The organism is Croceivirga sp. JEA036 (genome assembly GCF_011882165.1).
Lineage (GTDB): Bacteria > Bacteroidota > Bacteroidia > Flavobacteriales > Flavobacteriaceae > Croceivirga.
On the sequence record NZ_JAATON010000003.1, the window covers coordinates 562,896 to 586,712 of the forward strand.

General features: G+C 36.2%; 26 protein-coding genes. 20 read left to right on the forward strand and 6 right to left on the reverse strand.

Annotation, left to right across the window (positions count from 1 at the left end; genetic code table 11):
- Nucleotides 1-19: 19 nt before the first annotated feature.
- From HCO57_RS10910 to HCO57_RS10995, 18 genes are all read left to right on the forward strand, one after another.
- Nucleotides 20-2,569: a tetratricopeptide repeat protein gene (locus HCO57_RS10910; RefSeq protein WP_209066150.1), complete on the forward strand. Its 2,550-nt coding sequence runs from the start codon at nucleotides 20-22 to the stop codon at nucleotides 2,567-2,569.
- 5 nt (nucleotides 2,570-2,574) lie between these two features.
- Nucleotides 2,575-2,997 carry a polymer-forming cytoskeletal protein gene (locus HCO57_RS10915; RefSeq protein WP_136950254.1) on the forward strand — a complete coding sequence of 141 codons (423 nt, stop codon included), beginning with the start codon at nucleotides 2,575-2,577 and terminating at the stop codon, nucleotides 2,995-2,997.
- Nucleotides 2,975-3,202, forward strand: a complete 228-nt coding sequence (locus tag HCO57_RS10920; RefSeq protein WP_167989057.1) for an AtpZ/AtpI family protein — start codon at nucleotides 2,975-2,977, stop codon at nucleotides 3,200-3,202. Before HCO57_RS10915 ends, HCO57_RS10920 begins: the two co-directional genes overlap by 23 nt.
- A gap of 6 nt (nucleotides 3,203-3,208) precedes the next feature.
- The gene (locus tag HCO57_RS10925; protein WP_167989058.1) at nucleotides 3,209-3,610 is read left to right on the forward strand and encodes a DUF6168 family protein; all 402 of its coding nucleotides are present in this window, start codon (nucleotides 3,209-3,211) and stop codon (nucleotides 3,608-3,610) included.
- A 76-nt stretch (nucleotides 3,611-3,686) separates the two neighbouring features.
- Nucleotides 3,687-4,865 carry a F0F1 ATP synthase subunit A gene (atpB, locus tag HCO57_RS10930; protein WP_167989117.1) on the forward strand — a complete coding sequence of 393 codons (1,179 nt, stop codon included), beginning with the start codon at nucleotides 3,687-3,689 and terminating at the stop codon, nucleotides 4,863-4,865.
- Nucleotides 4,866-4,902: 37 nt separating this feature from the next.
- Nucleotides 4,903-5,091, forward strand: coding sequence for an ATP synthase F0 subunit C (gene atpE, locus HCO57_RS10935; protein ID WP_167989059.1), 189 nt, complete (start codon nucleotides 4,903-4,905; stop codon nucleotides 5,089-5,091).
- 91 nt (nucleotides 5,092-5,182) lie between these two features.
- Nucleotides 5,183-5,680, forward strand: a complete 498-nt coding sequence (locus HCO57_RS10940) for a F0F1 ATP synthase subunit B (protein ID WP_136950249.1) — start codon at nucleotides 5,183-5,185, stop codon at nucleotides 5,678-5,680.
- Between the two features lie 18 nt (nucleotides 5,681-5,698).
- Nucleotides 5,699-6,238: an ATP synthase F1 subunit delta gene (gene atpH, locus HCO57_RS10945; protein ID WP_010516226.1), complete on the forward strand. Its 540-nt coding sequence runs from the start codon at nucleotides 5,699-5,701 to the stop codon at nucleotides 6,236-6,238.
- A gap of 2 nt (nucleotides 6,239-6,240) precedes the next feature.
- Complete coding sequence (gene atpA, locus HCO57_RS10950; protein ID WP_010516224.1) at nucleotides 6,241-7,821, forward strand: F0F1 ATP synthase subunit alpha; 1,581 nt, start codon at nucleotides 6,241-6,243, stop codon at nucleotides 7,819-7,821.
- Between the two features lie 15 nt (nucleotides 7,822-7,836).
- The gene (atpG, locus tag HCO57_RS10955) at nucleotides 7,837-8,697 is read left to right on the forward strand and encodes an ATP synthase F1 subunit gamma (protein ID WP_136950247.1); all 861 of its coding nucleotides are present in this window, start codon (nucleotides 7,837-7,839) and stop codon (nucleotides 8,695-8,697) included.
- Between the two features lie 102 nt (nucleotides 8,698-8,799).
- Entirely contained in the window at nucleotides 8,800-9,285 is a 486-nt protein-coding gene (locus tag HCO57_RS10960; protein WP_167989060.1) for a hypothetical protein, read from the forward strand.
- A 76-nt stretch (nucleotides 9,286-9,361) separates the two neighbouring features.
- Complete coding sequence (locus HCO57_RS10965; protein WP_167989061.1) at nucleotides 9,362-10,825, forward strand: oligosaccharide flippase family protein; 1,464 nt, start codon at nucleotides 9,362-9,364, stop codon at nucleotides 10,823-10,825.
- Nucleotides 10,815-11,249, forward strand: coding sequence for a dUTP diphosphatase (gene dut, locus HCO57_RS10970; RefSeq protein ID WP_167989062.1), 435 nt, complete (start codon nucleotides 10,815-10,817; stop codon nucleotides 11,247-11,249). Before HCO57_RS10965 ends, dut begins: the two co-directional genes overlap by 11 nt.
- A gap of 67 nt (nucleotides 11,250-11,316) precedes the next feature.
- Nucleotides 11,317-12,333 (forward strand): sugar nucleotidyltransferase, encoded by a 1,017-nt coding sequence (locus tag HCO57_RS10975; RefSeq protein ID WP_167989063.1) that lies wholly within the window; start codon nucleotides 11,317-11,319, stop codon nucleotides 12,331-12,333.
- 80 nt (nucleotides 12,334-12,413) lie between these two features.
- Nucleotides 12,414-13,292, forward strand: coding sequence for a tetratricopeptide repeat protein (locus HCO57_RS10980; protein ID WP_167989064.1), 879 nt, complete (start codon nucleotides 12,414-12,416; stop codon nucleotides 13,290-13,292).
- Nucleotides 13,292-14,068: a DUF4292 domain-containing protein gene (locus tag HCO57_RS10985; protein WP_167989065.1), complete on the forward strand. Its 777-nt coding sequence runs from the start codon at nucleotides 13,292-13,294 to the stop codon at nucleotides 14,066-14,068. Before HCO57_RS10980 ends, HCO57_RS10985 begins: the two co-directional genes overlap by 1 nt.
- Before the next feature lie 3 nt (nucleotides 14,069-14,071).
- Nucleotides 14,072-15,295, forward strand: a complete 1,224-nt coding sequence (locus HCO57_RS10990; protein WP_167989066.1) for a murein hydrolase activator EnvC family protein — start codon at nucleotides 14,072-14,074, stop codon at nucleotides 15,293-15,295.
- A gap of 4 nt (nucleotides 15,296-15,299) precedes the next feature.
- Entirely contained in the window at nucleotides 15,300-16,133 is an 834-nt protein-coding gene (locus HCO57_RS10995) for an aldo/keto reductase (RefSeq protein WP_167989067.1), read from the forward strand.
- On the opposite strand, the gene HCO57_RS11000 is transcribed toward HCO57_RS10995, so the two are convergent.
- Nucleotides 16,130-16,645, reverse strand: coding sequence for an acyl-CoA thioesterase (locus HCO57_RS11000; protein WP_136950237.1), 516 nt, complete (start codon nucleotides 16,643-16,645; stop codon nucleotides 16,130-16,132). The genes HCO57_RS10995 and HCO57_RS11000 overlap by 4 nt on opposite strands.
- A 57-nt stretch (nucleotides 16,646-16,702) precedes the next feature.
- Nucleotides 16,703-17,653 carry an SPOR domain-containing protein gene (locus HCO57_RS11005; RefSeq protein WP_167989068.1) on the reverse strand — a complete coding sequence of 317 codons (951 nt, stop codon included), beginning with the start codon at nucleotides 17,651-17,653 and terminating at the stop codon, nucleotides 16,703-16,705.
- Between the two features lie 95 nt (nucleotides 17,654-17,748).
- On the opposite strand from HCO57_RS11005, the gene dprA reads away from it, so the two are divergent.
- Nucleotides 17,749-18,864, forward strand: coding sequence for a DNA-processing protein DprA (dprA, locus tag HCO57_RS11010; RefSeq protein WP_410492688.1), 1,116 nt, complete (start codon nucleotides 17,749-17,751; stop codon nucleotides 18,862-18,864).
- A 527-nt stretch (nucleotides 18,865-19,391) separates the two neighbouring features.
- On the opposite strand, the gene trpS is transcribed toward dprA, so the two are convergent.
- The gene (gene trpS, locus HCO57_RS11015; RefSeq protein WP_136950235.1) at nucleotides 19,392-20,360 is read right to left on the reverse strand and encodes a tryptophan--tRNA ligase; all 969 of its coding nucleotides are present in this window, start codon (nucleotides 20,358-20,360) and stop codon (nucleotides 19,392-19,394) included.
- 130 nt (nucleotides 20,361-20,490) lie between these two features.
- Here trpS and HCO57_RS11020 point away from each other — a divergent pair, with 130 nt between their 5' ends.
- Complete coding sequence (locus HCO57_RS11020; RefSeq protein ID WP_167989119.1) at nucleotides 20,491-21,222, forward strand: lysophospholipid acyltransferase family protein; 732 nt, start codon at nucleotides 20,491-20,493, stop codon at nucleotides 21,220-21,222.
- A 67-nt stretch (nucleotides 21,223-21,289) separates the two neighbouring features.
- Here the strand turns inward: HCO57_RS11020 and HCO57_RS11025 are convergent, their stop codons facing one another.
- Genes HCO57_RS11025 through HCO57_RS11035 form a run of 3 tightly spaced genes read right to left on the reverse strand, consistent with a single transcriptional unit; the run spans nucleotide 21,290 to nucleotide 23,786 of the window.
- A complete protein-coding gene (locus HCO57_RS11025; protein ID WP_167989069.1) occupies nucleotides 21,290-22,795 on the reverse strand; it encodes an outer membrane beta-barrel protein in 1,506 nt (501 codons plus the stop codon).
- 7 nt (nucleotides 22,796-22,802) lie between these two features.
- A complete protein-coding gene (locus tag HCO57_RS11030) occupies nucleotides 22,803-23,336 on the reverse strand; it encodes an RNA polymerase sigma factor (protein ID WP_167989070.1) in 534 nt (177 codons plus the stop codon).
- A gap of 33 nt (nucleotides 23,337-23,369) precedes the next feature.
- Entirely contained in the window at nucleotides 23,370-23,786 is a 417-nt protein-coding gene (locus tag HCO57_RS11035; RefSeq protein ID WP_167989071.1) for a hypothetical protein, read from the reverse strand.
- Nucleotides 23,787-23,817: the final 31 nt, after the last annotated feature.

Sequence of the window (23,817 nt, forward strand, 5' to 3'; positions counted from 1 at the left end):
GGTAGGAAAGATCAATACTTTGAAGCTTCAAATTAACACAAAATACATTGTTGCAACCGCCCTTTTGTTTTCTTTGGGTTGTTCTACTAAAAAAGATGCCTTTATCAATAGAAATTGGCACGCTTTAAATACCAAGTACAATACGTTGTACAATGGTAACATCGCCTTTGAAGAAGGTAGAGAAGAATTAAATGCGTCTTACCGAGATGATTTTTGGGACATTTTACCCGTAGAACGTCTTGCGGTAACTGATGAAATTAAGTTAGACTCAGAAGACAATAATCCCAATTTTATACGTGCAGAAGAAAAGGCAACAAAGGCCATACAGAAGCATAGTATGGATATAAAGGATGTTGAGCGAAATCCCCAAACAGATGAGGCTTTTTTATTGTTGGGTAAAGCTAGGTATTTTGACCAACGGTACATTCCTGCCTTGGAATCCTTCAACTATATTCTTAAAAAATACGAAGCAAGTGATAAACTGAATGAAGCCACAATATGGAGAGAAAAAACGAATATGCGTTTAGGCAATCCAGAGTTGGCAATAAAAAATTTAAAAAGACTTCAAAAATTTGAACAGCTAAAAGATCAAGAATATGCAGATGCTAATGCGGTTTTGGCACAATCTTTTTTAGAAATTGGGGTAAAAGATACCGCTATTCAGAAACTAAAGATAGCACAAGCCTACACTAAAAAGAAGGAAGAAAAAGGAAGGTATTTATACATTATAGGGCAATTATATAATACATTAGGCTATAAGGATAGCGCTAATTATGCTTTTGACAAGGTGATAGCTTTAAACCGAAAAAGCCCTAGAGTGTATATGATCAATGCACATTTACAAAAGATTCAAAATCTTGAACTTAAACCAGAGAATGAGGAGTTTTTGCATGAGTATCTAATAGACTTAGAAGAAAATAGAGAAAACAGACCCTTTTTAGATAAAATTTACCGTCAGGTAGCAGAATTTCACTTACAAAAAGGCAATGATAGCTTGGCTATAGCGTACTACAACAAATCCATTAAAGCTACACAGCAAGATCAAAAATTGAATGCTTTAAATTATGAAACCTTAGCGGCTTATAATTTTGACCAGAATGCCTATAAAAATGCTGGGGCATACTATGATAGTGTTTTGCAAAACCTTAAAGAAAACACCAAAAAGTACCGAGCAATTAAAAAGAAGTTTGATAACCTAGAAGATGTCATTGCTTATGAAGATAAAGTGCAGCATGCAGATAGTGTTATCACTATATATGATATGCCAGAGACAGAACGGAAGGCCTATTTTGAAGATTATATTGCCGAATTAAAGGCTAAGGAAGAAGCCTTAGAAAAAGAAAAAGAAAAGCGCGCCAATGCCGGTTTTGCACAATTTGCACAAACAAGCGGTGGTAAGGCAAATCAAGGTAAATTCTATTTTTATAATGTAGTGAGCTTGGGTAAAGGAGCAACAGCTTTTAGAACCCAATGGGGTGATAGGACCTTGGAAGACGATTGGCGTTGGAGTAATAAAAGTAAAGTGGCTATATCAGAAGCTACTGGGGAACCGGTTGCAGCAGATGACCAAAAATTACTGCCAGCTAATGAAAAGTTCTCTTTGGAATACTATCTAAATCAAGTACCAACGGATACTAAAATCATAGACAGCTTGGTAGCGGAGCGTAATTTTGCAAACTACCAATTAGGACTTATTTACAAAGAAAAGTTTAAAGAGAATTTATTAGCTGCAGGTAAATTAGAACGTGTGCTTCAAGAAAATCCAGAAGAACGATTGATTTTGCCTTCTAAATACAATTTATATAAGATTTATGAGGAAGAAGGTAGTGCTTTAGCAACAACCATGAAACAAGATATTATCAAGAACCATGCAGGTAGTAGATACGCAGAAATTCTTTTAAATCCTCAAGCGGTTTTAGATGCCAACGCAGATAGTCCAGATGCCAAATATGCTGTGCTTTTTAAAAAGTACGAAGAGCAACAGTTTTTAGAGGTTATCACCGCATCTCAAGAATTAATTAATAGATTTACAGGGGACCCCATAGTTCCTAAATTTGAGTTGTTGAAAGCGAATGCCATTGGGCGTTTACAGGGCTATGAGGCATTTAAAGAGGCGCTAAATTATGTAGCCTTGACCTATCCTAATAATCCAGAAGGTAAAAAAGCGGAGCGTATAGTTGCAGAGCAACTTCCTAAATTAGAAAGCAAAGAATTTAGTCCAGAGACAGGCTCCAAAGGTTCTGGTAACTGGAAAGTGGTTTTTCCGTTTAAAAATGCGAATAATACTGCAGCATTGGCCTTAAAAGAGCGTTTAGTAAAAGCGATAGAAGAACTAAAGTATAAGAATAAAATATCCAAAGACATTTATAACCTGGAAGACCAATTTGTGGTAGTGCACGGCTTTAAAAGCAAAGATTTTGCTTTAGGTTTTGCAGAACTTATAAAAAACAATAAGGATTACAGAATTACGGATAAGAATTTCGTAATTTTATCAAAGAACTACCAAACCATACTAGTTCATAAGAATTTAGAAGCTTATAAATCTCAAATTTTAACCCCAAAACCGTGAGTAAAATGTTTTCAGACAATAAAAAGCCACGCCCAAATGAGGGCTTTGGTGGTGGTCAACCCAACAGAATTGAAAAGAACACTGTAATTAAAGGAGATATTACTTCTGAGGCCGACTTTAGAATAGATGGCAAGCTAGAAGGTAATGTAAAAACTTCTGGTAAGGTAGTTATTGGTAGAGGTGGCCTAATAAAAGGTAAAGTGGAGTGTGTAAATGCAGATATAGAAGGGAACTTTAATGGGGAACTTTATGTATCGGAGCTATTATCTTTAAAAAGTGATGCTAAAATAGAAGGCACAGTAAATGTTGCAAAACTAGCGGTAGAACCGGGAGCAACATTTAATGCTACGTGTACTATGGGTAAGGTTAACATGAATGCTCCTAAACCACAGGGGCAAAGACAGAATGAACCCGCAAAAGCGTCCTAACGAAAAACAGCAGCTATTAAAAAATATAGCCAGTTTTTCTGGTGTCGCCATTCAAATGGGGGCCACTATTTACCTAGGTAATCTTTTTGGAGAATGGGTAGATGGTAAATTCAATACTTCGTATTGGGAAGAAATCATAACTTTGTTGGCTGTTTTTATGGCCATGGGGCTTGTAATTAAAAAAGCAATATCCATGGGTAAATAGTCTACTTTGAAACATAGTATAAAAAGTTTATTCGTAATTCTTGGTGTAGGTGCTGTAACGTATGGTATCCACACCAAGTTTTTTTTAGAAGAGGGTTCATTTCTAGACTTTCTTTCAAGAACCTATTTTTTTCATTTTATATGTTCTGCCTTATTGGTGCTAGGTATCCAAGCTTTATCCACGGTAAAAAGTCTAGTCAATTCTCTTGGTATTGCCTATCTGGCTTCACTATTTATAAAAATGGGTTTGTTTGTTTTATTATTCAAAGAACCACTCTTTGCAGAAGAGGAAACGCCTAAGTCAGAATTGCTTTCGCTATTAATACCATTCTTTATTTCATTGTTTGTAGAGGTGTATTTCATCGCTAAAATCTTGATGAAAATAGATACTTCAAACAATATTCAATGAAAATGGTTTGGATTACAGCAAGATGTATTACTTTTGCGCAAAATTTTGACGAGCCTCATTTTTGAAATTTATCATGATGAAGAAAAATCTAGGTATTACTAGTTTGCTTTTTGCACTATTATTTTCTGTCCAATTATTCGCTTATTCTGATAAGGAACACGCTAGTACTGATGGCGGTGAAGTAAACACAAAAGAAGAGGTGAACGAGTATATTCAGCATCACCTTAAAGATGCGCACGACTTTCATTTGTTTTCTTATACAGATTCTCACGGCGAACGTAAGCACATTGGTTTTCCGTTGCCTGTAATTGTTTGGTCTAGTAATGGATTGCAAACGTTCATGTCTTCTGCTTTTCATCATGATGATGCAGGAAACGTGATTGTAGAAAAAGGAGGGTCTAGATTTGTAAAGATTCACGAAAAAATATACGAGTTAGATAAAGGGGCAACAGAAGTTGCTTTTGATGAAGCGCACCACCCTACCAATGCGCATAAAGTGTTAGATTTTTCCATCACTAAAGGTGTTTTTGGTATGTTGTTAGCTGGTTTATTATTGGTTTGGGCTTTTGCTTCTTTGGCTAAGCAATACAAAAACAAAAGTGTGCCAACCGGTTTTGGTCGCATTTTAGAGCCATTGGTGTTGTATGTAAGGGATGAGATCGCAAGGCCTAACATTGGCGAGAAAAAGTATCAACGCTTTATGCCTTTCTTGTTAACGGTATTTTTCTTCATTTGGGTGTTGAATCTATTGGGGATGACGCCACTTGGTTTTAATGTTACGGGTAACATTGCTGTAACGTTTTGTCTAGCCTTATTTACATTTTTGATTGTTCAATTTAGTGCTAATAAGGATTATTGGAAACATATTTTCTGGATGCCAGGCATACCGGTACCCATGAAAATTATTTTAATGCCAATTGAAATCTTGGGAATGTTTACAAAACCATTCTCTTTGATGATTCGTTTGTTTGCCAATATTACTGCGGGCCACTTTGTGGTAATGAGCTTAATTGCGTTAATGATATTACTTAAATCTTCTTTTGGAGCTGTAGGCTCTACGGGAATCTCTTTTGTGTTAACCTTGTTCATCACGGTAATAGAATTGTTGGTGGCGTTTTTACAGGCGTTTATCTTTACAATGCTTTCTGCCTTGTTTATTGGAATGGCTGTTGCGGAGCATGACCATGACCATGAGCACGATGCACATGGCCATGAGGTTTCTGATGTGGAAGATGTTAGAGAGAATTTTGTTTAGAATTATTATTGTTTAATTATTTATAAAGTCAATTATTATGTACAACTTAATTGGAGCTGGATTAATCGTTATCGGAGGTGGTATCGGTTTGGGTCAGATTGGTGGTAAAGCGATGGAAGGTATCGCTCGTCAACCAGAAGCAGCTGGTAAAATCCAAACTGCGATGATCATCATCGGTGCACTTTTAGAAGGTTTGGCCTTTGGTGCGTTGATCCTAGGAAACTAATTACAAAGAACACTTGTCCTGCAACGGTTGGTTGCAGGAGGTGTTTTTAAAACATTTGCGATTAAATAATAATTGATAAAAGTATTTTAAAATGGATTTGTTAAACGATTTTTCACCGGGCTTATTTGTAATGCAAGCCATCATTTTATTGGTGTTGATTTTCTTGCTAGCAAAATTTGCATGGAAACCAATAATGCAATCTTTGAATGAAAGGGAAAAAGGAATCCAAGATGCATTAGACGCTGCCGAAAACGCACGTAAAGAAATGCAAAATTTGCAGGCAGATAACGATAGATTGTTGCAAGAGGCAAGAGCAGAACGCGAATCTATGTTGAAGGAAGCGAGAGAAATCAAAGAGAAAATGATTTCTGACGCAAAAGAGCAAGCTCAAGTAGAAGGTGATAAGATGATTGCTCAAGCACAAGCTGCAATTGAAAGCGAAAAGAAAGCGGCTATGGCAGAAATTAAATCACAAGTGGCTACCCTTTCCGTAGATATCGCAGAAAAAGTTATCAAAGAAGAATTGTCCAGCAAAGACAAGCAATTACAGCTTGTAGAAAACATGTTGGGTGATATCAAATTAAATTAATAGTAAGAAAAGAATCCTATGAGCGATTCAAGAGCAGCTACACGTTACGCCAAGGCGGTGCTAGATTTTGCCATGGAGCAAAAAGCCGCTGATAAGGTAGAGAAAGACATGAAAGATATCATTGCTACTATTGCAGAAAGCAATGAACTTAAACAAGTTCTTTCTAGCCCTGTCGTAAAGTCAGAAATCAAAAAAGCTAGTTTAAAAGCTATCTTTAAAGATGGTGGTCAAATAACCATGGGTTTATTAGACACCTTAATGGCCAACAAACGTTTGGATTTGTTGAACGAGGTTGCTTTAAAATATATAGCCCAATACGAGCAACGTAAAGGGGAAGATGTGGCATATGTAACATCTGCCGTGCCTTTAACAAAAGCATTGGAAGATAAAATATTAGCGCAAGTAGCTAGTTTAACCGGCAAAAAAGTAACCTTGGAAAACAAGGTTGACGAAGCCTTGGTTGGTGGTTTTGTACTACGTGTGGGCGACTTGCAATACGATGCAAGTGTAGCAAGCAAATTAAAAAGTTTAAAAAGGGAATTTACAAATAGTCTATAACAATGGCAGCAGTAAAAGCAGCTGAGGTATCAGCAATCTTAAAAGAGCAATTATCAGGATTTGAAGCATCTGCTTCTTTAGATGAAGTGGGTACTGTACTTCAAGTAGGTGATGGTATTGCACGTGTTTACGGTCTATCTAACGCACAATATGGTGAGTTGGTAGAGTTTGATGGCGGTATGCAAGGTATCGTATTAAACTTAGAAGAAGATAACGTAGGTGTGGTGCTTTTAGGTCCTTCAAAAGAAATCGTTGAAGGTGCTACTGTTAAGCGTACACAACGTATTGCTTCCATCAAAGTTGGTGAAGGTATCGTTGGTCGTGTTGTAGATACTTTGGGTAATCCTATAGATGGTAAAGGTCCAATTTCTGGAGACACTTATGAGATGCCACTAGAGCGTAAAGCGCCTGGGGTAATCTTCCGTCAACCAGTAAATGAGCCAATGCAAACAGGTATCAAATCTATTGATGCCATGATTCCTATTGGTCGTGGTCAGCGTGAGTTGGTTATCGGTGACCGTCAAACAGGTAAAACAACCGTTTGTATAGATACCATTCTAAACCAAAAAGAATTTTATGATGCAGGTGAGCCTGTATACTGTATCTACGTTGCTGTAGGTCAAAAAGCTTCTACCGTTGCTGCTATTGCAAAAACATTAGAAGAAAAAGGTGCTTTAGCGTATACTACAATTGTAGCTGCAAACGCATCTGATCCTGCGCCAATGCAAGTATATGCTCCATTTGCCGGTGCTGCAATAGGTGAGTACTTCCGTGATACAGGTAGACCAGCATTGATTGTTTATGATGATTTGTCTAAGCAAGCCGTTGCTTACCGTGAGGTGTCTTTGTTATTAAGAAGACCACCAGGACGTGAGGCTTACCCTGGTGACGTTTTCTACTTGCACTCAAGATTATTAGAGCGTGCGGCTAAGGTTATTGCGGATGATGAAATTGCAAAGAACATGAACGATTTACCAGAATCGTTAAAGCCAATCGTAAAAGGTGGTGGTTCTTTAACTGCATTGCCAATTATTGAAACACAAGCAGGTGACGTTTCTGCCTATATCCCAACCAACGTAATTTCTATTACAGATGGTCAGATATTCTTAGAACAAGATTTATTTAACCAAGGTGTACGTCCTGCAATTAACGTAGGTATCTCTGTATCTCGTGTAGGTGGTTCTGCCCAGATTAAATCAATGAAGAAAGTATCTGGTACGCTTAAATTAGACCAGGCACAATTCCGTGAACTAGAAGCATTTGCTAAGTTTGGTTCTGACTTGGATGCAGCTACCTTAAACGTAATTGAAAAAGGTAAGCGTAACGTAGAAATCTTAAAGCAAGCGCAGAACGACCCATTTACGGTAGAAGACCAGGTGGCTATTATTTTTGCTGGTTCTAAGAACTTGCTAAGAGATGTGCCGGTAGATAAAGTAAAAGAGTTCGAAAGAGATTACTTAGAGTTCTTAAATGCTAAACACAGAGGTGTTTTAGATACCTTAAAAGCAGGTAAACTTACAGATGAGGTTATAGAAACTTTAACAGCTGTTAGTAAAGAACTTTCTGCAAAATATAAAGCTTAAATTTTAATCTAAAGGATGGCAAATCTTAAAGAAATACGTAATAGGATTTCATCGGTAAAGTCTACCATGCAGATTACCAGTGCCATGAAAATGGTATCTGCTGCTAAGCTTAAAAAAGCGCAAGACGCCATTACCGCTATGCGTCCTTATGCAGATAAATTAACGGAGTTGTTGCAAAGTTTAAGTGCTAGTTTAGAAGGTGATGCTGGCAGTGCTTATGCAGAAAACAGAGAGGTTAATAAGGTTTTGGTTGTAGCCATTACTTCTAACAGAGGTCTTTGTGGTGCGTTTAATGCCAATATCATAAAACAAACCGCAGCTTTAAAGCAACAATATCAAGGTAAGCAAGTAGACTTTGTTGCCATAGGTAAAAAAGCCAATGATGCCCTTGCTAAAGCAGACACGGTAATTGCTAACCATAGTTCGGTTTATGATGACTTAACTTTTGAAAATGTAGCAATAATTGCTGAAGATTTAATGCAACGTTTTGTGGCCGGTGAGTACGATAAAATACTTATCATCTATAATAAGTTCAAGAATGCTGCAACACAGGTGGTTACCACAGAGCAATTTTTGCCTATTGTACCGGTTGCATCAGAAGGTGATGTAGTTGCTTCAGATTACGTTTTTGAGCCTTCTAAGCCAGAGATTATTGAGCAGTTAATCCCTAAGTCCTTAAAAACACAATTGTACAAAGGAATTAGAGATTCTTTTGCTAGTGAGCATGGTGCACGTATGACAGCTATGCACAAGGCTACAGATAATGCTGGTGAGTTAAGGGACCAGTTAACCTTAACGTACAACAAGGCTAGACAAGCAGCTATTACTAACGAAATTCTAGAAATCGTTGGTGGAGCAGAAGCTTTAAACAACTAATAAGAACGTTTTGTTCTACTAAAGCCCCTGAAATATTTCAGGGGCTTTTTTTGTTTGGCACTAAATTTGGTTTTCTATCTTTATCATTAGTAAATTTTAGATATGAAATCACTTACCTACATAGCAACAATTCTATTGTTTTCATTAACAGGGTGTAAATCGCAACAAGACCTTGTAACAAACCCGCCTTTTACAACGGGTACGGTCACATGTCAATCTTGGGTTGGCGGTAGAGCAGAAAGTGGTTCTGGTATAAAACTAGTTATACCAGTAGAAGTATCGGACAAAAGTAAGGTGGATTTTAAAAAGGCATATTTTCGAGAGAAATCTGCAGATTTAAAGTGGCAAAAAGTGAATGGCGTTGCTTCGGTTGTGGCCAATTTCGTAACTATTTCTGCCCCAAAGCCAGACATAATAATGCATGCTGATCCTAAAAAAGAAGTGGGGAATACGCCGCCGTTGCCAAAAGAAAAGTTGCCTTTTGAATTGGAGGAAAACGAATGTGTACTGAGCTATTTGGAAAATGGAAAACTTAAGTATGTAAAGCTAGAAGGTATTAAAGAGCAAAAAAAGAAGCTGTATCAATAGCCGTAAAATTGTGTACCTTTATCTTATAAATTTCCCCGAAGTACTCCTTCGGGGTTTCTGTTAAACATCTACCCAATTGAGCATCCTCAACAAACTGTTTAAACAAACATTTATTTATGGTTTGGCCACGGTTTTACCACGGATACTCTCATTTATTCTAGTGCCTTTTCATACTGGGGTTATGAACACCAGCACCTATGGTGAAACCTCTTTGGTCTTTACTTTTATTGCCATTTGCAATGTGGTATTAGCGTATGGAATGGAGACGGCTTTTTTTCGTTTTTTCAATAAAGAAGAAGGAAAGGTTAATGTGGTGTCTACTAGTTTAATCAGTATAGGTGCCACAACTTTAGGTTTTTTATTTATGTCTTACCTATTCCATGAGGGTATAGCAAAATTTTTATCGCTAGATGCTTCGGTATTTTTAATTGTGGTGGCAATTCTAACTTTTGATGCATTAACTATAATTCCCTTTGCGTGGTTACGCGCTAAAGAGAAACCTATGCGGTACGCAATAATAAAAGTTTCTAGCGTAGCACTTAATCTGTTGTTAAACCTATTTTTCTTGTCCTTATTACCAGAAATGCAAGAAGAAGGCAATGCACTTTGGAAAACCTTGTATATACCAGATTTTCAAGTGGGTTATGTATTCTTAGCTAATGCTATCTCTAGTGGAATAGCATTTTTATGGGTTGGTGGTGTTTATTTGGATACCAAATACACCTTTGATGTAGTGCTTTGGAAACGGATGATGCGTTATGCTATACCTGTTTTAATCGCTGGTATGGCGTATACCATTAATGAAGTTTTTGACCGGTATTTATTAGAGTGGCTGTTGCCAGCAGAAATATCTAAATCAGAAATAGGTAAATACTCAGGATGTTACAAATTAGCGGTATTTATGACACTATTTTCAACAGCCTTTAGATTGGGTATAGAGCCCTTCTTTTTTAGTCATGCAGATTCTAAAAATCCGCAAAAAGGCTATGCTCAAATTACAGATTATTTTGTCATATTTGGAAGTATCATTTTACTAGTAGTAGTTGTCTTTGCCGATGTAATTAAATTGATTTTAATCCCCAATGAAACTTATTGGGAAGCATTAAAAATTGTACCGTTTATAGTCCTTGCTAATTTCTTCTTAGGAATTTATCACAATCTGTCCGTTTGGTATAAGGTTACAGATAAAACACGCTACGGTGCGTTTATTTCAGTAATAGGCGCAATAATTACCTTGGCCATCAATATTATTTTTATACCCAAAATAGGGTATATGGCCTCTGCAATAGCAACCTTATGTGCATATACCGCAATGATGTGTTTAAGTTATTATCTGGGCAAAAAATTGTATCCAGTTCCATATAATATGCGTAAAATTTTATTTTATGGGGGATTGTCAATTCTCTTCTCCTTTTCATCATTCTATATTTTTAACCGTAACTTAATTGTCGGATCCCTAATGCTTTGCCTATTTTTGGGCCTGATATATAAAATGGAAGGCGATAAGTTAAAAGCAATATTCTTAAAACGTGGAAATTAAAATTATAAATAAATCGGCTCATGCTTTACCGCATTACGAAACTTTGGCGTCTGCAGGTATGGATTTAAGGGCTAACATAGAGGAATCAATCATTTTAAAACCCTTAGAACGAACCATTGTTAAAACAGGTTTGTTTATTGAACTACCTGTTGGTTATGAAGCCCAAGTACGTCCTAGAAGTGGTTTAGCGGCCAAAAAAGGGATTACCGTGCTCAACGCACCAGGAACTGTTGATGCAGATTATCGTGGCGAGATAGGGGTGATTTTAGTCAATCTGTCCAATGAAGAATTTACCATTGAAAATGGAGAACGTATAGCGCAACTAGTTATCGCTAAACATGAACGCGCAGATTGGGTCTTGGTAGAAGAACTTTCAGAAACAGAGCGTGGTGCAGGAGGATTTGGTAGTACTGGCGTAAAGTAGCTGTTGTTAAAAAGCAATAATTAATAATACTAATCATCCCTAAAAGGGAGCAACAATTTTAATAAACATGAAAATCATTGTACCTATGGCGGGTCGTGGTTCTAGACTTCGCCCACATACGTTGACCGTTCCAAAACCGCTAATTCCTGTTGCAGGAAAACCCATTGTTCACCGTTTGGTAAGTGATATTGCAAAAGTATTAGGCGAACCAATAGAAGAAATAGCTTTTATTTTAGGAGACCCTGCTTTTTTTGGTGATGAGGTGGTAAGCAGTTTAGAAAATCTTGCTCAAGAATTGGGCGCAAAAGCATCAATTTATAGACAGTTAGACCCAAAAGGTACAGGCCATGCCATAATGTGTGCAGAACCTTCCTTATCAGGTCCTGCAGTTATTGCTTACGCAGACACTTTGATTCGGGCAGATTTTGATTTAGATAAAAATGCAGATAGTGTTATTTGGACAAAGAAGGTTCCTAATCCTTCCGCTTACGGAGTAGTAAATTTAAACGAGCATAACCATATAGTAGAATTAGTAGAAAAGCCAGAAAGTTTTGTTAGTGACCAAGCGGTAATTGGTATTTACTATTTTAAAGATGTCGCAATACTAAAAAAAGAATTGCAGTACGTTTTAGATAATGATATTATCAATGGCGGAGAATACCAAATAAATGATGGTATTAAACGCATGATGGCAGACGGTAAAGTTTTTGTAACGGGCAAGGTAGATGAGTGGATGGATTGCGGTAACAAGAATGTTACAATAGAAACCAATCAGCGCATGCTTGGATTTTTAGAAAAAGATGGTGAAAAATTAGTGGCAGATTCGGTTACAGAAGAGAATGCCAATATAATTCCGCCTTGTTTCATTGGAGAAAATGTGGTTCTAAAAGATGCTACTGTGGGTCCTTTTGTATCTATAGGAGCAAACACCACAATAGAAAACAGCACCGTTAAAAATAGTTTAATCCAAACCAATAGCGTAATTAAAAATGCTAATTTGGATAATGCAATGGTAGGTAACCATGTTACTTACAATGGCAATTTTGAAACAATAAGTATTGGGGACTATTCTGTATTAGAATAATACCGATTGGATTTTATATGATATTTAGAAAATTCGTTTTGGGTATAAGTGTATTGGGGGTGCTAACCCGTACCCCGCTTATGGCCCAAGACGAAGATTCTAAGATCCTTCCAGAAGTACAAGAGAGTGCGGAGGTATTTCTAGAAGAATATACAGATAGATTTCAAGATGTTTTTTTTGACGCGCTTCGGCAAAAAAGTATACAAAACTATGACCGTGCTATTAATCTGTTTTTAGAAGCTTATGCAATTAATAATTCACCAGTTTTAAAACATGAATTGGCTAAGACTTATGCCTTAGATAAACAATGGTTAAAAGCGCAAGAGGCGGCCTTAGATGCTTTGAATGCTGATCCAGAAAATTATTGGTATTTAGATACGCTAGTAAGCATTGTTAATGCTCAATCTAGCACGTTAGATGCCCTTTCTGGAACTTACCCAGAAGAGAATAAGCGTTTACAGCAGAATTTGGCGCAGATATACTACAAAAATGGCGCGTATATAAAAGCTAAAGAGGTGCTCGCAACGTTGCCAGAAAACAATTTTAAATCAGATTTAACTGCCAAAATAGAAGTAGTTCTTAAAAAACGCGTAGCTAATATTGCACAAACTAAAGTCAGTGCTAGTGTGGTTAGAAATAGTGACCCAGTAGCTACTTTAAAATTAAATTTGGCACAACAGATAAAATTAAAAAATTCTGGTTTGGTATTGCTACAAGCAGAAAATGCAGTAGAAACATATCCTTTGCAACCTTTCTTTTATTATGCTTATGGATGGGCACTTCAAAATAAAGGGAATAATTATAAGGCTATAGAAATTTTAGAAACTGGCTTGGATTATTTGTTTGATGATATCGCGCTAGCCAATAAAATTTATCAAACTTTAGCAGATGCGTATACCGCATTACACAATACAGCTAAAGCAAATCTGTACCTTAGTAAAATAAAACCAGGTTTTTAATGAAGCTGATAAAGCAAATTACAGGATATAACGTAGCTATAATTTTGCTGCTATTATTGGGTTCTTGTGGGGCCAAAAGAGCGGTAGCAACAGGGGAGGTAGATGCTAATCTTACCGCAAAAAAGGTCATTCAACAACATTATCAAAATCAATTAAATTTTACCACCCTAACAGCTAAGGTGAAAATAGATTATAGTAAGGGAGATGAAAGTCAAGGGGTAAGTGTAAGTTTACGGATGAAAAAAGATGAAGCTATTTTACTTAGTGCACCTTTTGGTATGTTCAAAGCACTAATTACTCCAGATAGAGTTTCATTTTACAACAAATTAGAAAATGAATACTTTGATGGCGATTTTGAGTACTTAAGTAAACTTTTGGGCACAGAAATGGATTTTAACAAAGTGCAAAATCTATTGGTTGGGGATGCTATTTTAAATTTAAAACAAGATAAGTACCAAGTGCAACTGGTAGAGAATACGTACAAGTTAACACCAAAACAACAAAAGGCGTTGTATGAAATATTCTTCTATTTAAAACCAAACACATTTAAAATTGCCAAGCAAGAGGTAAAGCAATCTATTAAAAATAGAAAATTGGATATGCGTTATACCTATCAAGATGTAGCGTCAAAGGTTTTACCTAGTACTGTAGATATTTTAGTATTAGAGGGTCAAGAAAAGACCACTATAAATTTGGAATATAAGAATGTAGAGTTGGGAAAATCAGTTAATTTCCCTTATAAAATACCAATTGGTTTTAAAGAGATTTCGCTTTAATTAATGAGGAATAAAGTAGCACATATTATTCTTTTTGTTGTACTTCTACTCAGTTGTGCTACAACCCTTTTTGCTCAAACGAGTGAACAAAAAGCACTAGAAGCAAAGCGAGCACGGTTACAAAAAGAAATCAAAGAAATGAACCGATTGCTTTTTAAAGAAAAGAAGCAAAAGGGTAATGTTCTGGAGCAAATGGACGCTTTAGACCAAAAAATAAATAAACGCCAAGAGCTTATTAAAGTTACCAATCAACAGGCTAATTTATTGAACAGACAAATAAATGCAAATGTTCGTAAGATTAGTAAACTAAGAGAAGACTTAAAGCAATTAAAAGAGGAGTACGCTGTTCTTATCCAAAAATCATATCAAAACAAAACAGATGAGAATAGAATAATGTTTTTACTGTCTTCAGAAAACTTTTTTCAAGCGTATAAGCGCATGCAATATATAAAGCAGTATACCAAATACCGTAAAGAGCAAGGAGAAGCTATTGTAACCCGTACTAATGAGTTGACGACCCTTAATCAAGATTTGGTGCAACAGCGTAAGGTTAAAGACCAATTGATTGCAGAAAACAAGCAAGTTAAAGACCAATTATCTAAAGAAGTTACCTCACAAAAGGAATTACTAAAAAGTATACGCTCTAATGAAAGTAAGTATGCCAAGGTTATTGAGGATAAGCAAAGGGAGACTCGTAGAATAGATAGGGAAATAGAACGGTTAATCAAAAATGCTATAGTGTCTTCTAACAAAAAGAAGGGAAGCAAAAATGTAGCTAAATTTGATTTGACTCCGGAAGCTAAATTACTTGCAAACAACTTTTCTTCTAACAAAGGTAAATTAATATGGCCGGTAGAAAAAGGCGTTAAAAGTCAAGGTTTTGGCGTATACGCAGATAAGCTTTATCCAGGAATAAAACACCAAAATAATGGAGTAACGATTACTACAGACAAAGGGGAGAAAGCACGTGCCATTTTTGAGGGAGAAGTCATAGAAATCATGACCTTGCGTACGGGCCAGAAAGGTGTTTATATAAGACATGGAGATTATATAAGCATGTATTTTAATCTGGCTAATGTCTACGTAAAAAAAGGACAAAAAGTAACAAGTAAACAAACCTTGGGAGAGGTGTATACCAATGCGCTAAATGGAGACACCAAACTTAAGTTTTACTTATATCAGAATGCAACAAAATTAAATCCAGAACATTGGATTTACCAAATGTAGTACTATGGACATAACAGACTTACAAGGAACATTTAAATTACACAACGGCGTAAACATGCCTTATTTTGGTTTGGGTGTTTATTTATCTGAAGATGGTGAAGAGGTAATTAATGCAGTAAAATGGGCGCTAGAGGCTGGTTATAGGCATATAGATACTGCTGCTATTTATAAAAATGAAGAAGGCGTAGGAAAAGCTATTCAGCAAAGCAATGTTCCTAGAGAAGACATTTTTGTGGTTAGCAAGGTTTGGAACGCTGACCAAGGTTATGATAGCACTATAAAGGCATTCGAGGCAAGTTTGGAGCGCTTGCAATTAGACTATTTAGATCTTTATCTAATACATTGGCCAGTAGCTGGTAAGTTTAAAGAAACTTGGCGTGCTTTAGAAGATTTGTATAAAGAAAAGAAGATTAGGGCTATAGGGGTAAGTAACTTTCTACAGCATCATTTAGAAGAAGTCATGGAAGATGCTGCAGTAATACCTATGGTGAATCAAATGGAGTTTCATCCCTATTTGGTACAACAAGAGTTACTCGATTTTTGTAAGGAGCATCACATTCAATACGAAGCCTGGTCCCCTATGATGCAAGGTAAAATCTTTGAAATGGATGCCTTTAAAGCGATGGCTAAAAAATACAATAAAAGTATTGCTCAGATTGTATTACGGTGGGATTTGCAAAAAGGAGTAATAACCATACCTAAGTCTACCAAAAAAGAACGTATTGTTGCCAATGCAGCCATCTTTGATTTTGAATTGAGTTCAGAAGATATGGAGCAGTTAGACCAGATGGATAAAGCGCACAGATTTGGTCCAGACCCAGATAATTTTGACTTTTAATCTTTTACAAATAGGGCTTTAAGCTCAGTCGCATCATTCGGTTTTAGTTTGCCTGCGAGTACTAAACTTAATTGTTTGCGTCTCAGGGCAGCATCAAAACGTTGTTGCTCTAATTCTGTTTCTGGTTTTAGTTGTGGTACTTCTGTTGGCGCCCCAGTTTCATCCACAGCTACAAAAGTATATATAGCTTCATTAGCTTTTACTCTTTCTCCGCTAATTCGGTCTTCCATCCAAACATCGATATAAATCTCCATAGAAGAAGTAAAAGCTCTAGAAACACTTGCTTCTACGGTAACAACACTGCCTAATGGCACTGCTCTGTTAAATGCTACGTGGTTTACAGATGCAGTCACCGTAATACGGCTGCTATGTCTACGTGCAGCAATACTCGCCGCTCTATCCATTCGCGCTAGCAATTCACCTCCAAATAAATTATTTAGTGGGTTGGTTTCACTTGGTAAGACCAAATCGGTCATTACTGTTCTAGATTCACTAGGTGTTTTAACGCGCATTGCTTCAATTTTGCGCAAAGGTAGTTAAGTATTTTACAGTGTAGAAGTAAGGATGAATTATTTTTCTGATGCTATCCATGCATCAGAAGATACCGACTGTTTTATTTTTCGCAAAAACTGCAATGCTTCTTGGCCATCTACAAAGCTTTGGTATGCTACTTGATGCAGTCCATAGGGATTCGTGCCAATGTAACGAGCTTCAAAACCTTTTCTGTTCAGTTCTGCCACTTTTCTGTCAGCGTTTGCTTTGATTCTAAAAGCTCCTGCAATGATATGATGTTTGTAGTCTACAACTTCTTCGGTATTAGTTTTGGCTACGGCAATTTCAATAGCAGGTAATTCTAAAGGTGTAGATTGAAAAAAGGTTGCTTCTTGTAAATAATGATTTACCTTTTCATCTGCTGCCTGTTCAGCCAATAATTGTTTTTCTTGACCATTGGCATAAAACTGAAAACTACTCACACCAGTTGCTAGCAATAGCAAGAAAATAGCGGCATATTTATAGTAGGGGCGTAAGCCGTTAGAACGCCTCTCTGGTGTAATGGTAAAAGGAGCACGTTCCTCTAATTCCATAATAGCTTCTTTTAAAGCTTCACGTTTTACTTTGCTTGCCCCTAAAGCGGTAAGTCCAAAAGAGGCAGCTAAAAAATTAACAGACTTTTCTGGAGAAAACTGCAATTTGCCTTCCGCACCCATCCAAATAGAACCAATTTTATCTAGGTCTAAACGACCACCATTGGCTAACTTTTCTTTCCAGTTTTTTGCCACATTTAAGACCTCATGTAACAAATCATCGTAGGGTAAGCTTTTAACATTAGCTACATAAGAAACTAACAAACCATCGTTCTTGGTTAACTGTTGATTAAAAGAAAGATGTTTAGAAGGCGGATATAGCGTTCCGTCTACAAACTGAGCAGTAGTTGTATTTGTTAAAAATGCACCAAACTCTGGTATAACTACACAATTGTATCTGTAAAGTAAATCTGCTATATAGTGTTCCAAACGCATAAGGGCAAATATTGCAAAAAATGAAGGAGAGATAAATACTAATGCCTAACTTTTTATTAACATATAGTTTTGGGTATCTTGTGAAAAACTTTTGAATGTATTCTTCCTTGTCTGATAGTGAATTGGTTGGGTTGTTAAGATTGCAGCGCATTCCTAAAATCGGTGATATAAATGCTAAAAAATTATTGGACCATACCGGCGGTATTTTACCGCTATTTAATGAGAAATTGACTACACTAGAGAAAATAGATGGTTTAGGAAAGGTCATGCTGAAAGACTTCTTTAATCCTGTATATCTAGAAGAAGCCGAACGAGAGTTTCAATACATTAAGGAAAACAATATTCAATATACTTATTTTAAAGACGAAGTTTATCCAAAACGGTTAAAGCATTGTATAGATGCTCCTATCTTACTGTTTCAAGATGGTAACATAGATTTTGGCTCTAAAAAAGTGATAAGTATTGTAGGCACGCGACAAATTACTAGCTACGGGCAAGCCTTTTGCGAATCTTTTATGGAAGAAATAGCGCCATTAGACCCAATTATAGTTAGTGGGTTTGCCTACGGAATAGATATTGCCGCTCAAAGAGCGGCCATGAATCATGGATTGCAAACCATAGCATGTTTAGCACATGGGTTAAATCAAATTTATCCTAAGGCTCATAAAAAGTATGCCAACGCTGTGCTAGCCAATGGTGGTTTCTTTACAGAGTTTTGGAGCACAAGCAATCCAGAACGAGAGAATTTTTTAAAAAGAAATAGAATAATAGCAGGTTTAAGTGAAGCTACCATTGTGGTAGAATCTGCTGATAAAGGGGGTAGTTTGGTTACTGCAGATTGTGCACATAGTTATAACCGTGATGTCTTTGCGGTACCAGGTAGGGTAACCGATAAATTTAGTACAGGTTGCAATATGTTAATTAAACAGCAAAAGGCACAACTATTATCTTCTGCAGCAGAATTGGTGTATTTACTAGGTTGGGATGTGGAAAATAAGAAGGATAAACATATACAAAAACAATTGTTTGTAGATTTAGATGAAACAGAAAAGTCTATCTATGACTATTTACAGCTCAACGGTAAACAGCTGCTAGATATCGTAGCTTTGGAGTGTAATTTGCCAATTTTTAAAACTTCTTCCACATTATTGGCAATGGAGATGAAAGGTGTAATAAGACCGTTACCTGGTAAAATGTTTGAAGCCATCTAATCAAAACTTGCTTATTATCGTTAAGAAAATAAGTCAGACAGGTAAGTCTATTTTAACACATTTTTTATCCGTCAAACACGTTATTTATCAAGGTAAACAACTAATTTACTAAAAAGAATGGGCGCCAAAGTATTTTTTCGACGAATTGAACAAGACTGAATCAAGCCTAAAATCATCGATGTAGTGAGCTTTTCTCCTGCGTTTCTAGTTTTCAATTCATTTTGACATCAAAAGAATAGATTAATTTGAAGTGCTATAGTAACTCTATTTTGTGATTTGAATAACATTCTCTTTTCAACTTTCGCTTTAATGTGACCTTTATTACGGTTCGCACAGTAGTGCAACTTCTACGTTTTACCGTTTTTAATCGATTATTAAGTAATACAGAAAGGTTGGTGCACTATTTTTTAGTGTTTAGCTGTTTTAAGGTTATTTCTAATCGGTGAAGTGTGTATAATATTAAAAATCCCTTAGCATGTAGTAGCTAAAGGATTTTTAAATAAGCTAATTTGGGTAGTTAAGGGTGCTTAATATCCTACTTTGGTGCGCACACGTTCTAAAACATCATTAGCAGTTTTTGCGGCTTTTTCTGCTCCAATAGCTAATGCTTCGTCTACCTCTTTTAGATTATTCATATAATAATCAAACTTCTCTCTTGGTTCTGCAAATTTCTCTAGAATTACCTCGTAGAGGGCTTGTTTTGCATGGCCATACCCATAATTACCTGCTAAGTAATTGGCAGACATTTCTTCTATTTGTTCTTGGCTAGCCAAGATTTTATAAAGCGCAAAAACGTTATCATTATTTGGGTCTTTTGGTTCTTCCATAGGAATACTATCCGTAACAATACCCATTATTTGCTTGCGCAACTTTTTATCGGTTTGGAAAAGGTTTATCGTGTTTCCTCGGCTCTTACTCATTTTGTGGCCATCAGTACCTGGAATGTACATGGTGTTTTCCTGTACTTGCCCTTCTGGTAAAACAAAAGTTTCGCCCATAAGGTTATGAAAACGGTTGGCAACATCTCTTGTCATTTCAATATGTTGCAATTGGTCCTTGCCTACAGGAACTAGCTCCGCGTCATACGCTAAAATATCTGCAGCCATTAACATTGGATAATTAAATAATCCGCTATTAACATCCTCTAAACGGTCCGCTTTATCTTTAAAAGAATGTGCAAGGGTTAATCTTTGATAGGGAAAAAAACAACTTAAATACCACGCAAGTTCTGTTACTTGTGGAACATCACTCTGGCGATAGAATACGGATTTATCAATATCTAAACCAAAAGCTAACCAAGTGGCAGCCACAGCATAAGTGTTTTGTCTTAGTTCTTCGCCATTTTTAATTTGGGTTAACGTATGCATGTTAGCGATAAACAAAAAAGATTCATTCTTTGGATCATTAGACAACGCAATTGCTGGTTGTATTGCTCCTAAAATATTACCTAAATGTGGTACACCTGTACTTTGTATCCCAGTCAGTATTCTAGCCATCTTAATTCTATTATGGGGTAAATGTAGCAAAGCAGGTAAGATTACAAAAGTATTGTTGGTAATACTTATCTATAAGACTTATGATTTGTTGAATACGGCAAATTTTTAGTAGCTTGGTTACTTTTGTATGATGTTGAAATTTTTAAAAAATATAGGTTTTTTGCTTTACAGAATATGGTTCTATCTATTAGTAGCATTGCCTATGCTTATTTTTTCGCCTTTACTCTTGTTAACAACCTTATCAGAAAAAACATACCGTCAGTTTTATTGGCTGGCTCGTAACATTTGGGCTAAATTTATACTATTTGGTATGGGAATGTTGCCCAAAATTAAATGGCAACAACATTTAGAAGAACATAATAATTACATGTTGGTGGCCAACCATACCAGTATGTTAGATATTATGCTGATGCTTTATGTAAGTAAAAACCCTTTTGTTTTTGTTGGTAAGGCAGAACTAGCAAAAATTCCCGTATTTGGATTCTTTTATAAGCGCGTTTGTATTTTGGTAGACCGTTCTAATGCCAAAAGCAGAGCTGCGGTTTATAAAGCGGTGCAGGGGCGATTATCCCAAGGGTTAAGCATATGTATTTTTCCAGAAGGTGGTGTGCCAGAAAAGGAGGTGAGATTAGACACCTTTAAGGACGGTGCCTTTAGAATGGCAATACGGCATAATATACCAATTGTTCCAATGGTTTTTTATGATTGTAAAAAGAGATTGCCATGGGAAGTTTTTGGGGGTTCGCCAGGCATATTAAGAGTGCAAATTTTCCCTTTCAGAGCTACCGACCAATTAAGTGTAGAAGATACCAATATCATAAAGAATGAAATAAGAGCACTGATGTTAACAGAAATCAACTAAAAAGCCCCACCTTACTACCAAGTGGGGCTTAAAGTTCGCCGCATAACGGCCAACCTAACCAACTTCTTTAAAACTTAAATTGTAATCCACTGTAAACTCCTACCGCATAGGGTTTAAAATTACCAGCGCTATTTTCAAAAGTGTTTAATTGGTATTTAAACATGGGTTCTAAATTAAATTTAAGTGCAGGACTTATTTTATAGTCTAATCCAATACCAATATTGGTGCTAAAATTAATGTCATTTACGTTATTCGCTTCGCCTACCGCTGTCACCAAATTGTTAGACTCTAGAGAAACCGCATTATCTAGTAAAAACAAAGAGGAAAAGCCACCTATTAGATTTAAACCAAACTTTTTGTCAATTAATACGTAGTTTAGTTCCATAGGAACTTCTAAATAATTCATTTGTTGTGCCATACTACCTTCTAGAGGAGCAACTTCATTACTCGCAATTTCTGGATTGTCTTTGATAGCAGATACATTATTTTTACTACTAGTTACCACAATGGAACGAGCGGTATTTTCGTAATTTATATTTTCAATCTGTCCTACAGAAAAAGCTCGAGCGTTAGGGGAAAATGCAACCTCATTGGTATCATAACCATAGTCTACCTTATGTATGCCAGAACGCAACTGTAGCTTTTTATTTATGCTGTAAGAAACTGTTAAACCGTAACTTAGATTCAGATTGCCAGATTTAGTATTGCTGACAAATGCAGAATGTATAGGAGAGCCTTCTCCTAAGCTATTATAATATACTGGGGCAATGGAAGGCCCAATAGACCATTTTTTATCTAAGTTTGTCTTTGTAATTGCCTTTTCTTCTTGCTCTTTTAGGACATCATAAATAGATTTCTTGTCTTTTTCGGCTTTGTCTAGCTTATCTTCTGAAGTTTCTTTATCAATTTGAACAATAGTTGTAGTCTTGTTGGTGTTAGCATTGTCTACAGATGGTAATACTTGCTCAGAATTTTTGATAGTTATTTTATTGTGGTTTGTTTTTTCTTCAACTAAATTTATTGGAGTGCTTTTATCTTGATTGCTTACAATTGCATTGACCGTTGGATTTTTAGCGCTGGCATTTAAAGGGGCATTGGATAGTTGCTTTTCTTCTTGATTAACTATGCCGTTAGTTTTAGGGTTTAGATTTGTAAATTTTTTTGAAGAGTTATTGTAGGGTTTAGATGTAAATTCACCTTGTTTTACGGTAGGGACATCCTCTGTACGGTGTTTGGTGTTGTTTGTGCTTGTATAATCTATGACCAGTATACTGTCTTTATTATCCAAGGAATCATCTACTTTGGTTTTGACCTCGTCTAATTCTTTGGTGCTAGTTATCCTTAGCTGTTCCTCTTCTATCAATTCTGATGATTTAAATGGATTGAACACTAAAAGGGTAAAAAGTAAAACAGCGGCAACACCACCAATTTGCCACCAAATGGGTATCACTCGTTTTTTCTTTTTTTCATTTAAGGATTCCTGAATTTTATTCCACACGGCATCATCTGGGGGAGCTTGGTAGTTTTTTAGTTTGTCCTTAAAAATATCGTCCAAATTATTCCTCTGCTTCATAATCTAGCTATGCAATATTTATATTTTCTTTTTCTAATTTTTCTTTAAGAATCATTCTGGCACGTGCTAAATTAGATTTAGACGTTCCAATAGTGGTTCCTAGCATTTCGCTTATCTCCTTATGAGAGTAGCCATCTAAAACGTAAAGGTTAAATGTAATGCGGTACCTATTTGGCAGTTCTTGTATGTAACTTAACAGGGTCGCCAAATCTATATTGGGAAAATTGTCTTCTACATCTACTTCCTCTTCCTTCAAATTATCCGTAACTACATCTAAATAGCGCTCTTTTCTGTATTTCTGTAAAACTGTGTTTATGGTAATTCGTTTAATCCAACCTTCAAAAGAGCCTTTATGATTGTATTGTCCAATTTTGTCAAAAATGGTCATAAAACTATCATGAAGGTTATCTTCTGCCTCCGTTTTGTTGCGCGAATATTTTAAGCAAATACCAAAGAGTATATTAGAGTAGGCTCTATACAGCTCTTCCTGTGCTGATTGTTTGTGCGCTTTGCAGTTTTTTATGAGTTCTTCTAGACTCAAAATTTTGGTTAGGTAATTTATTGGTATTACTATTTATTGTTTTACGGGTACATCAAACTCTAAGTATTGTGTATTGTCCGCAGCGTCGGTGCCGATAAAAAACCGTAAATGATAAGTCTCGTTCAATAATGGAGTTACCGTTAGGTTTGCACTAATGGTATCATTAGCCGTTAAGCATTCATCATTATTAATAACGGAACCTACAGCGGTAATGTACCTAAAGCCCCCAGTTTCTGAAGTTACATCAAATCCTTCAAAAAACGTACAATCATCTGGTCTTAAAAAAGAAACTTCAAGATTGTGGTTTTGATTCAATACAAAAGTATCAGGAACTACAGCACTTGTCACTTGTAGCGCTTCAAAATGAAAGTTTTCTCCTGTATCTACATCACAGCTCCCAGCCATACATATCAATCCCAAAAAGAAAACCCCTAAAACATACTTCTTCATACTGCTTAAATTCACAGTATTAAGATGCTAC

What these genes read in the sequence shown, in the direction of transcription:
- HCO57_RS10980 (WP_167989064.1), top strand. Translation starts at nt 12,414, where the DNA reads ATGGCCCAAGACGAAGATTCTAAGATCCTTCCAGAAGTACAAGAGAGT.
- HCO57_RS10995 (WP_167989067.1), top strand. Translation starts at nt 15,300, where the DNA reads ATGGACATAACAGACTTACAAGGAACATTTAAATTACACAACGGCGTA.
- HCO57_RS10975 (WP_167989063.1), top strand. Translation starts at nt 11,317, where the DNA reads ATGAAAATCATTGTACCTATGGCGGGTCGTGGTTCTAGACTTCGCCCA.
- trpS (WP_136950235.1), bottom strand. Translation starts at nt 20,360, where the DNA reads ATGGCTAGAATACTGACTGGGATACAAAGTACAGGTGTACCACATTTA.
- HCO57_RS10920 (WP_167989057.1), top strand. Translation starts at nt 2,975, where the DNA reads ATGAACCCGCAAAAGCGTCCTAACGAAAAACAGCAGCTATTAAAAAAT.
- HCO57_RS11005 (WP_167989068.1), bottom strand. Translation starts at nt 17,653, where the DNA reads ATGCGTTTGGAACACTATATAGCAGATTTACTTTACAGATACAATTGT.
- HCO57_RS11000 (WP_136950237.1), bottom strand. Translation starts at nt 16,645, where the DNA reads ATGCGCGTTAAAACACCTAGTGAATCTAGAACAGTAATGACCGATTTG.
- HCO57_RS10915 (WP_136950254.1), top strand. Translation starts at nt 2,575, where the DNA reads ATGTTTTCAGACAATAAAAAGCCACGCCCAAATGAGGGCTTTGGTGGT.
- HCO57_RS10960 (WP_167989060.1), top strand. Translation starts at nt 8,800, where the DNA reads ATGAAATCACTTACCTACATAGCAACAATTCTATTGTTTTCATTAACA.
- atpB (WP_167989117.1), top strand. Translation starts at nt 3,687, where the DNA reads ATGAAGAAAAATCTAGGTATTACTAGTTTGCTTTTTGCACTATTATTT.
- HCO57_RS10940 (WP_136950249.1), top strand. Translation starts at nt 5,183, where the DNA reads ATGGATTTGTTAAACGATTTTTCACCGGGCTTATTTGTAATGCAAGCC.
- HCO57_RS11025 (WP_167989069.1), bottom strand. Translation starts at nt 22,795, where the DNA reads ATGAAGCAGAGGAATAATTTGGACGATATTTTTAAGGACAAACTAAAA.
- HCO57_RS11035 (WP_167989071.1), bottom strand. Translation starts at nt 23,786, where the DNA reads ATGAAGAAGTATGTTTTAGGGGTTTTCTTTTTGGGATTGATATGTATG.
- atpG (WP_136950247.1), top strand. Translation starts at nt 7,837, where the DNA reads ATGGCAAATCTTAAAGAAATACGTAATAGGATTTCATCGGTAAAGTCT.
- HCO57_RS10985 (WP_167989065.1), top strand. Translation starts at nt 13,292, where the DNA reads ATGAAGCTGATAAAGCAAATTACAGGATATAACGTAGCTATAATTTTG.
- HCO57_RS10990 (WP_167989066.1), top strand. Translation starts at nt 14,072, where the DNA reads ATGAGGAATAAAGTAGCACATATTATTCTTTTTGTTGTACTTCTACTC.
- HCO57_RS11020 (WP_167989119.1), top strand. Translation starts at nt 20,491, where the DNA reads ATGTTGAAATTTTTAAAAAATATAGGTTTTTTGCTTTACAGAATATGG.
- dprA (WP_410492688.1), top strand. Translation starts at nt 17,749, where the DNA reads ATGTATTCTTCCTTGTCTGATAGTGAATTGGTTGGGTTGTTAAGATTG.
- atpH (WP_010516226.1), top strand. Translation starts at nt 5,699, where the DNA reads ATGAGCGATTCAAGAGCAGCTACACGTTACGCCAAGGCGGTGCTAGAT.
- atpA (WP_010516224.1), top strand. Translation starts at nt 6,241, where the DNA reads ATGGCAGCAGTAAAAGCAGCTGAGGTATCAGCAATCTTAAAAGAGCAA.
- atpE (WP_167989059.1), top strand. Translation starts at nt 4,903, where the DNA reads ATGTACAACTTAATTGGAGCTGGATTAATCGTTATCGGAGGTGGTATC.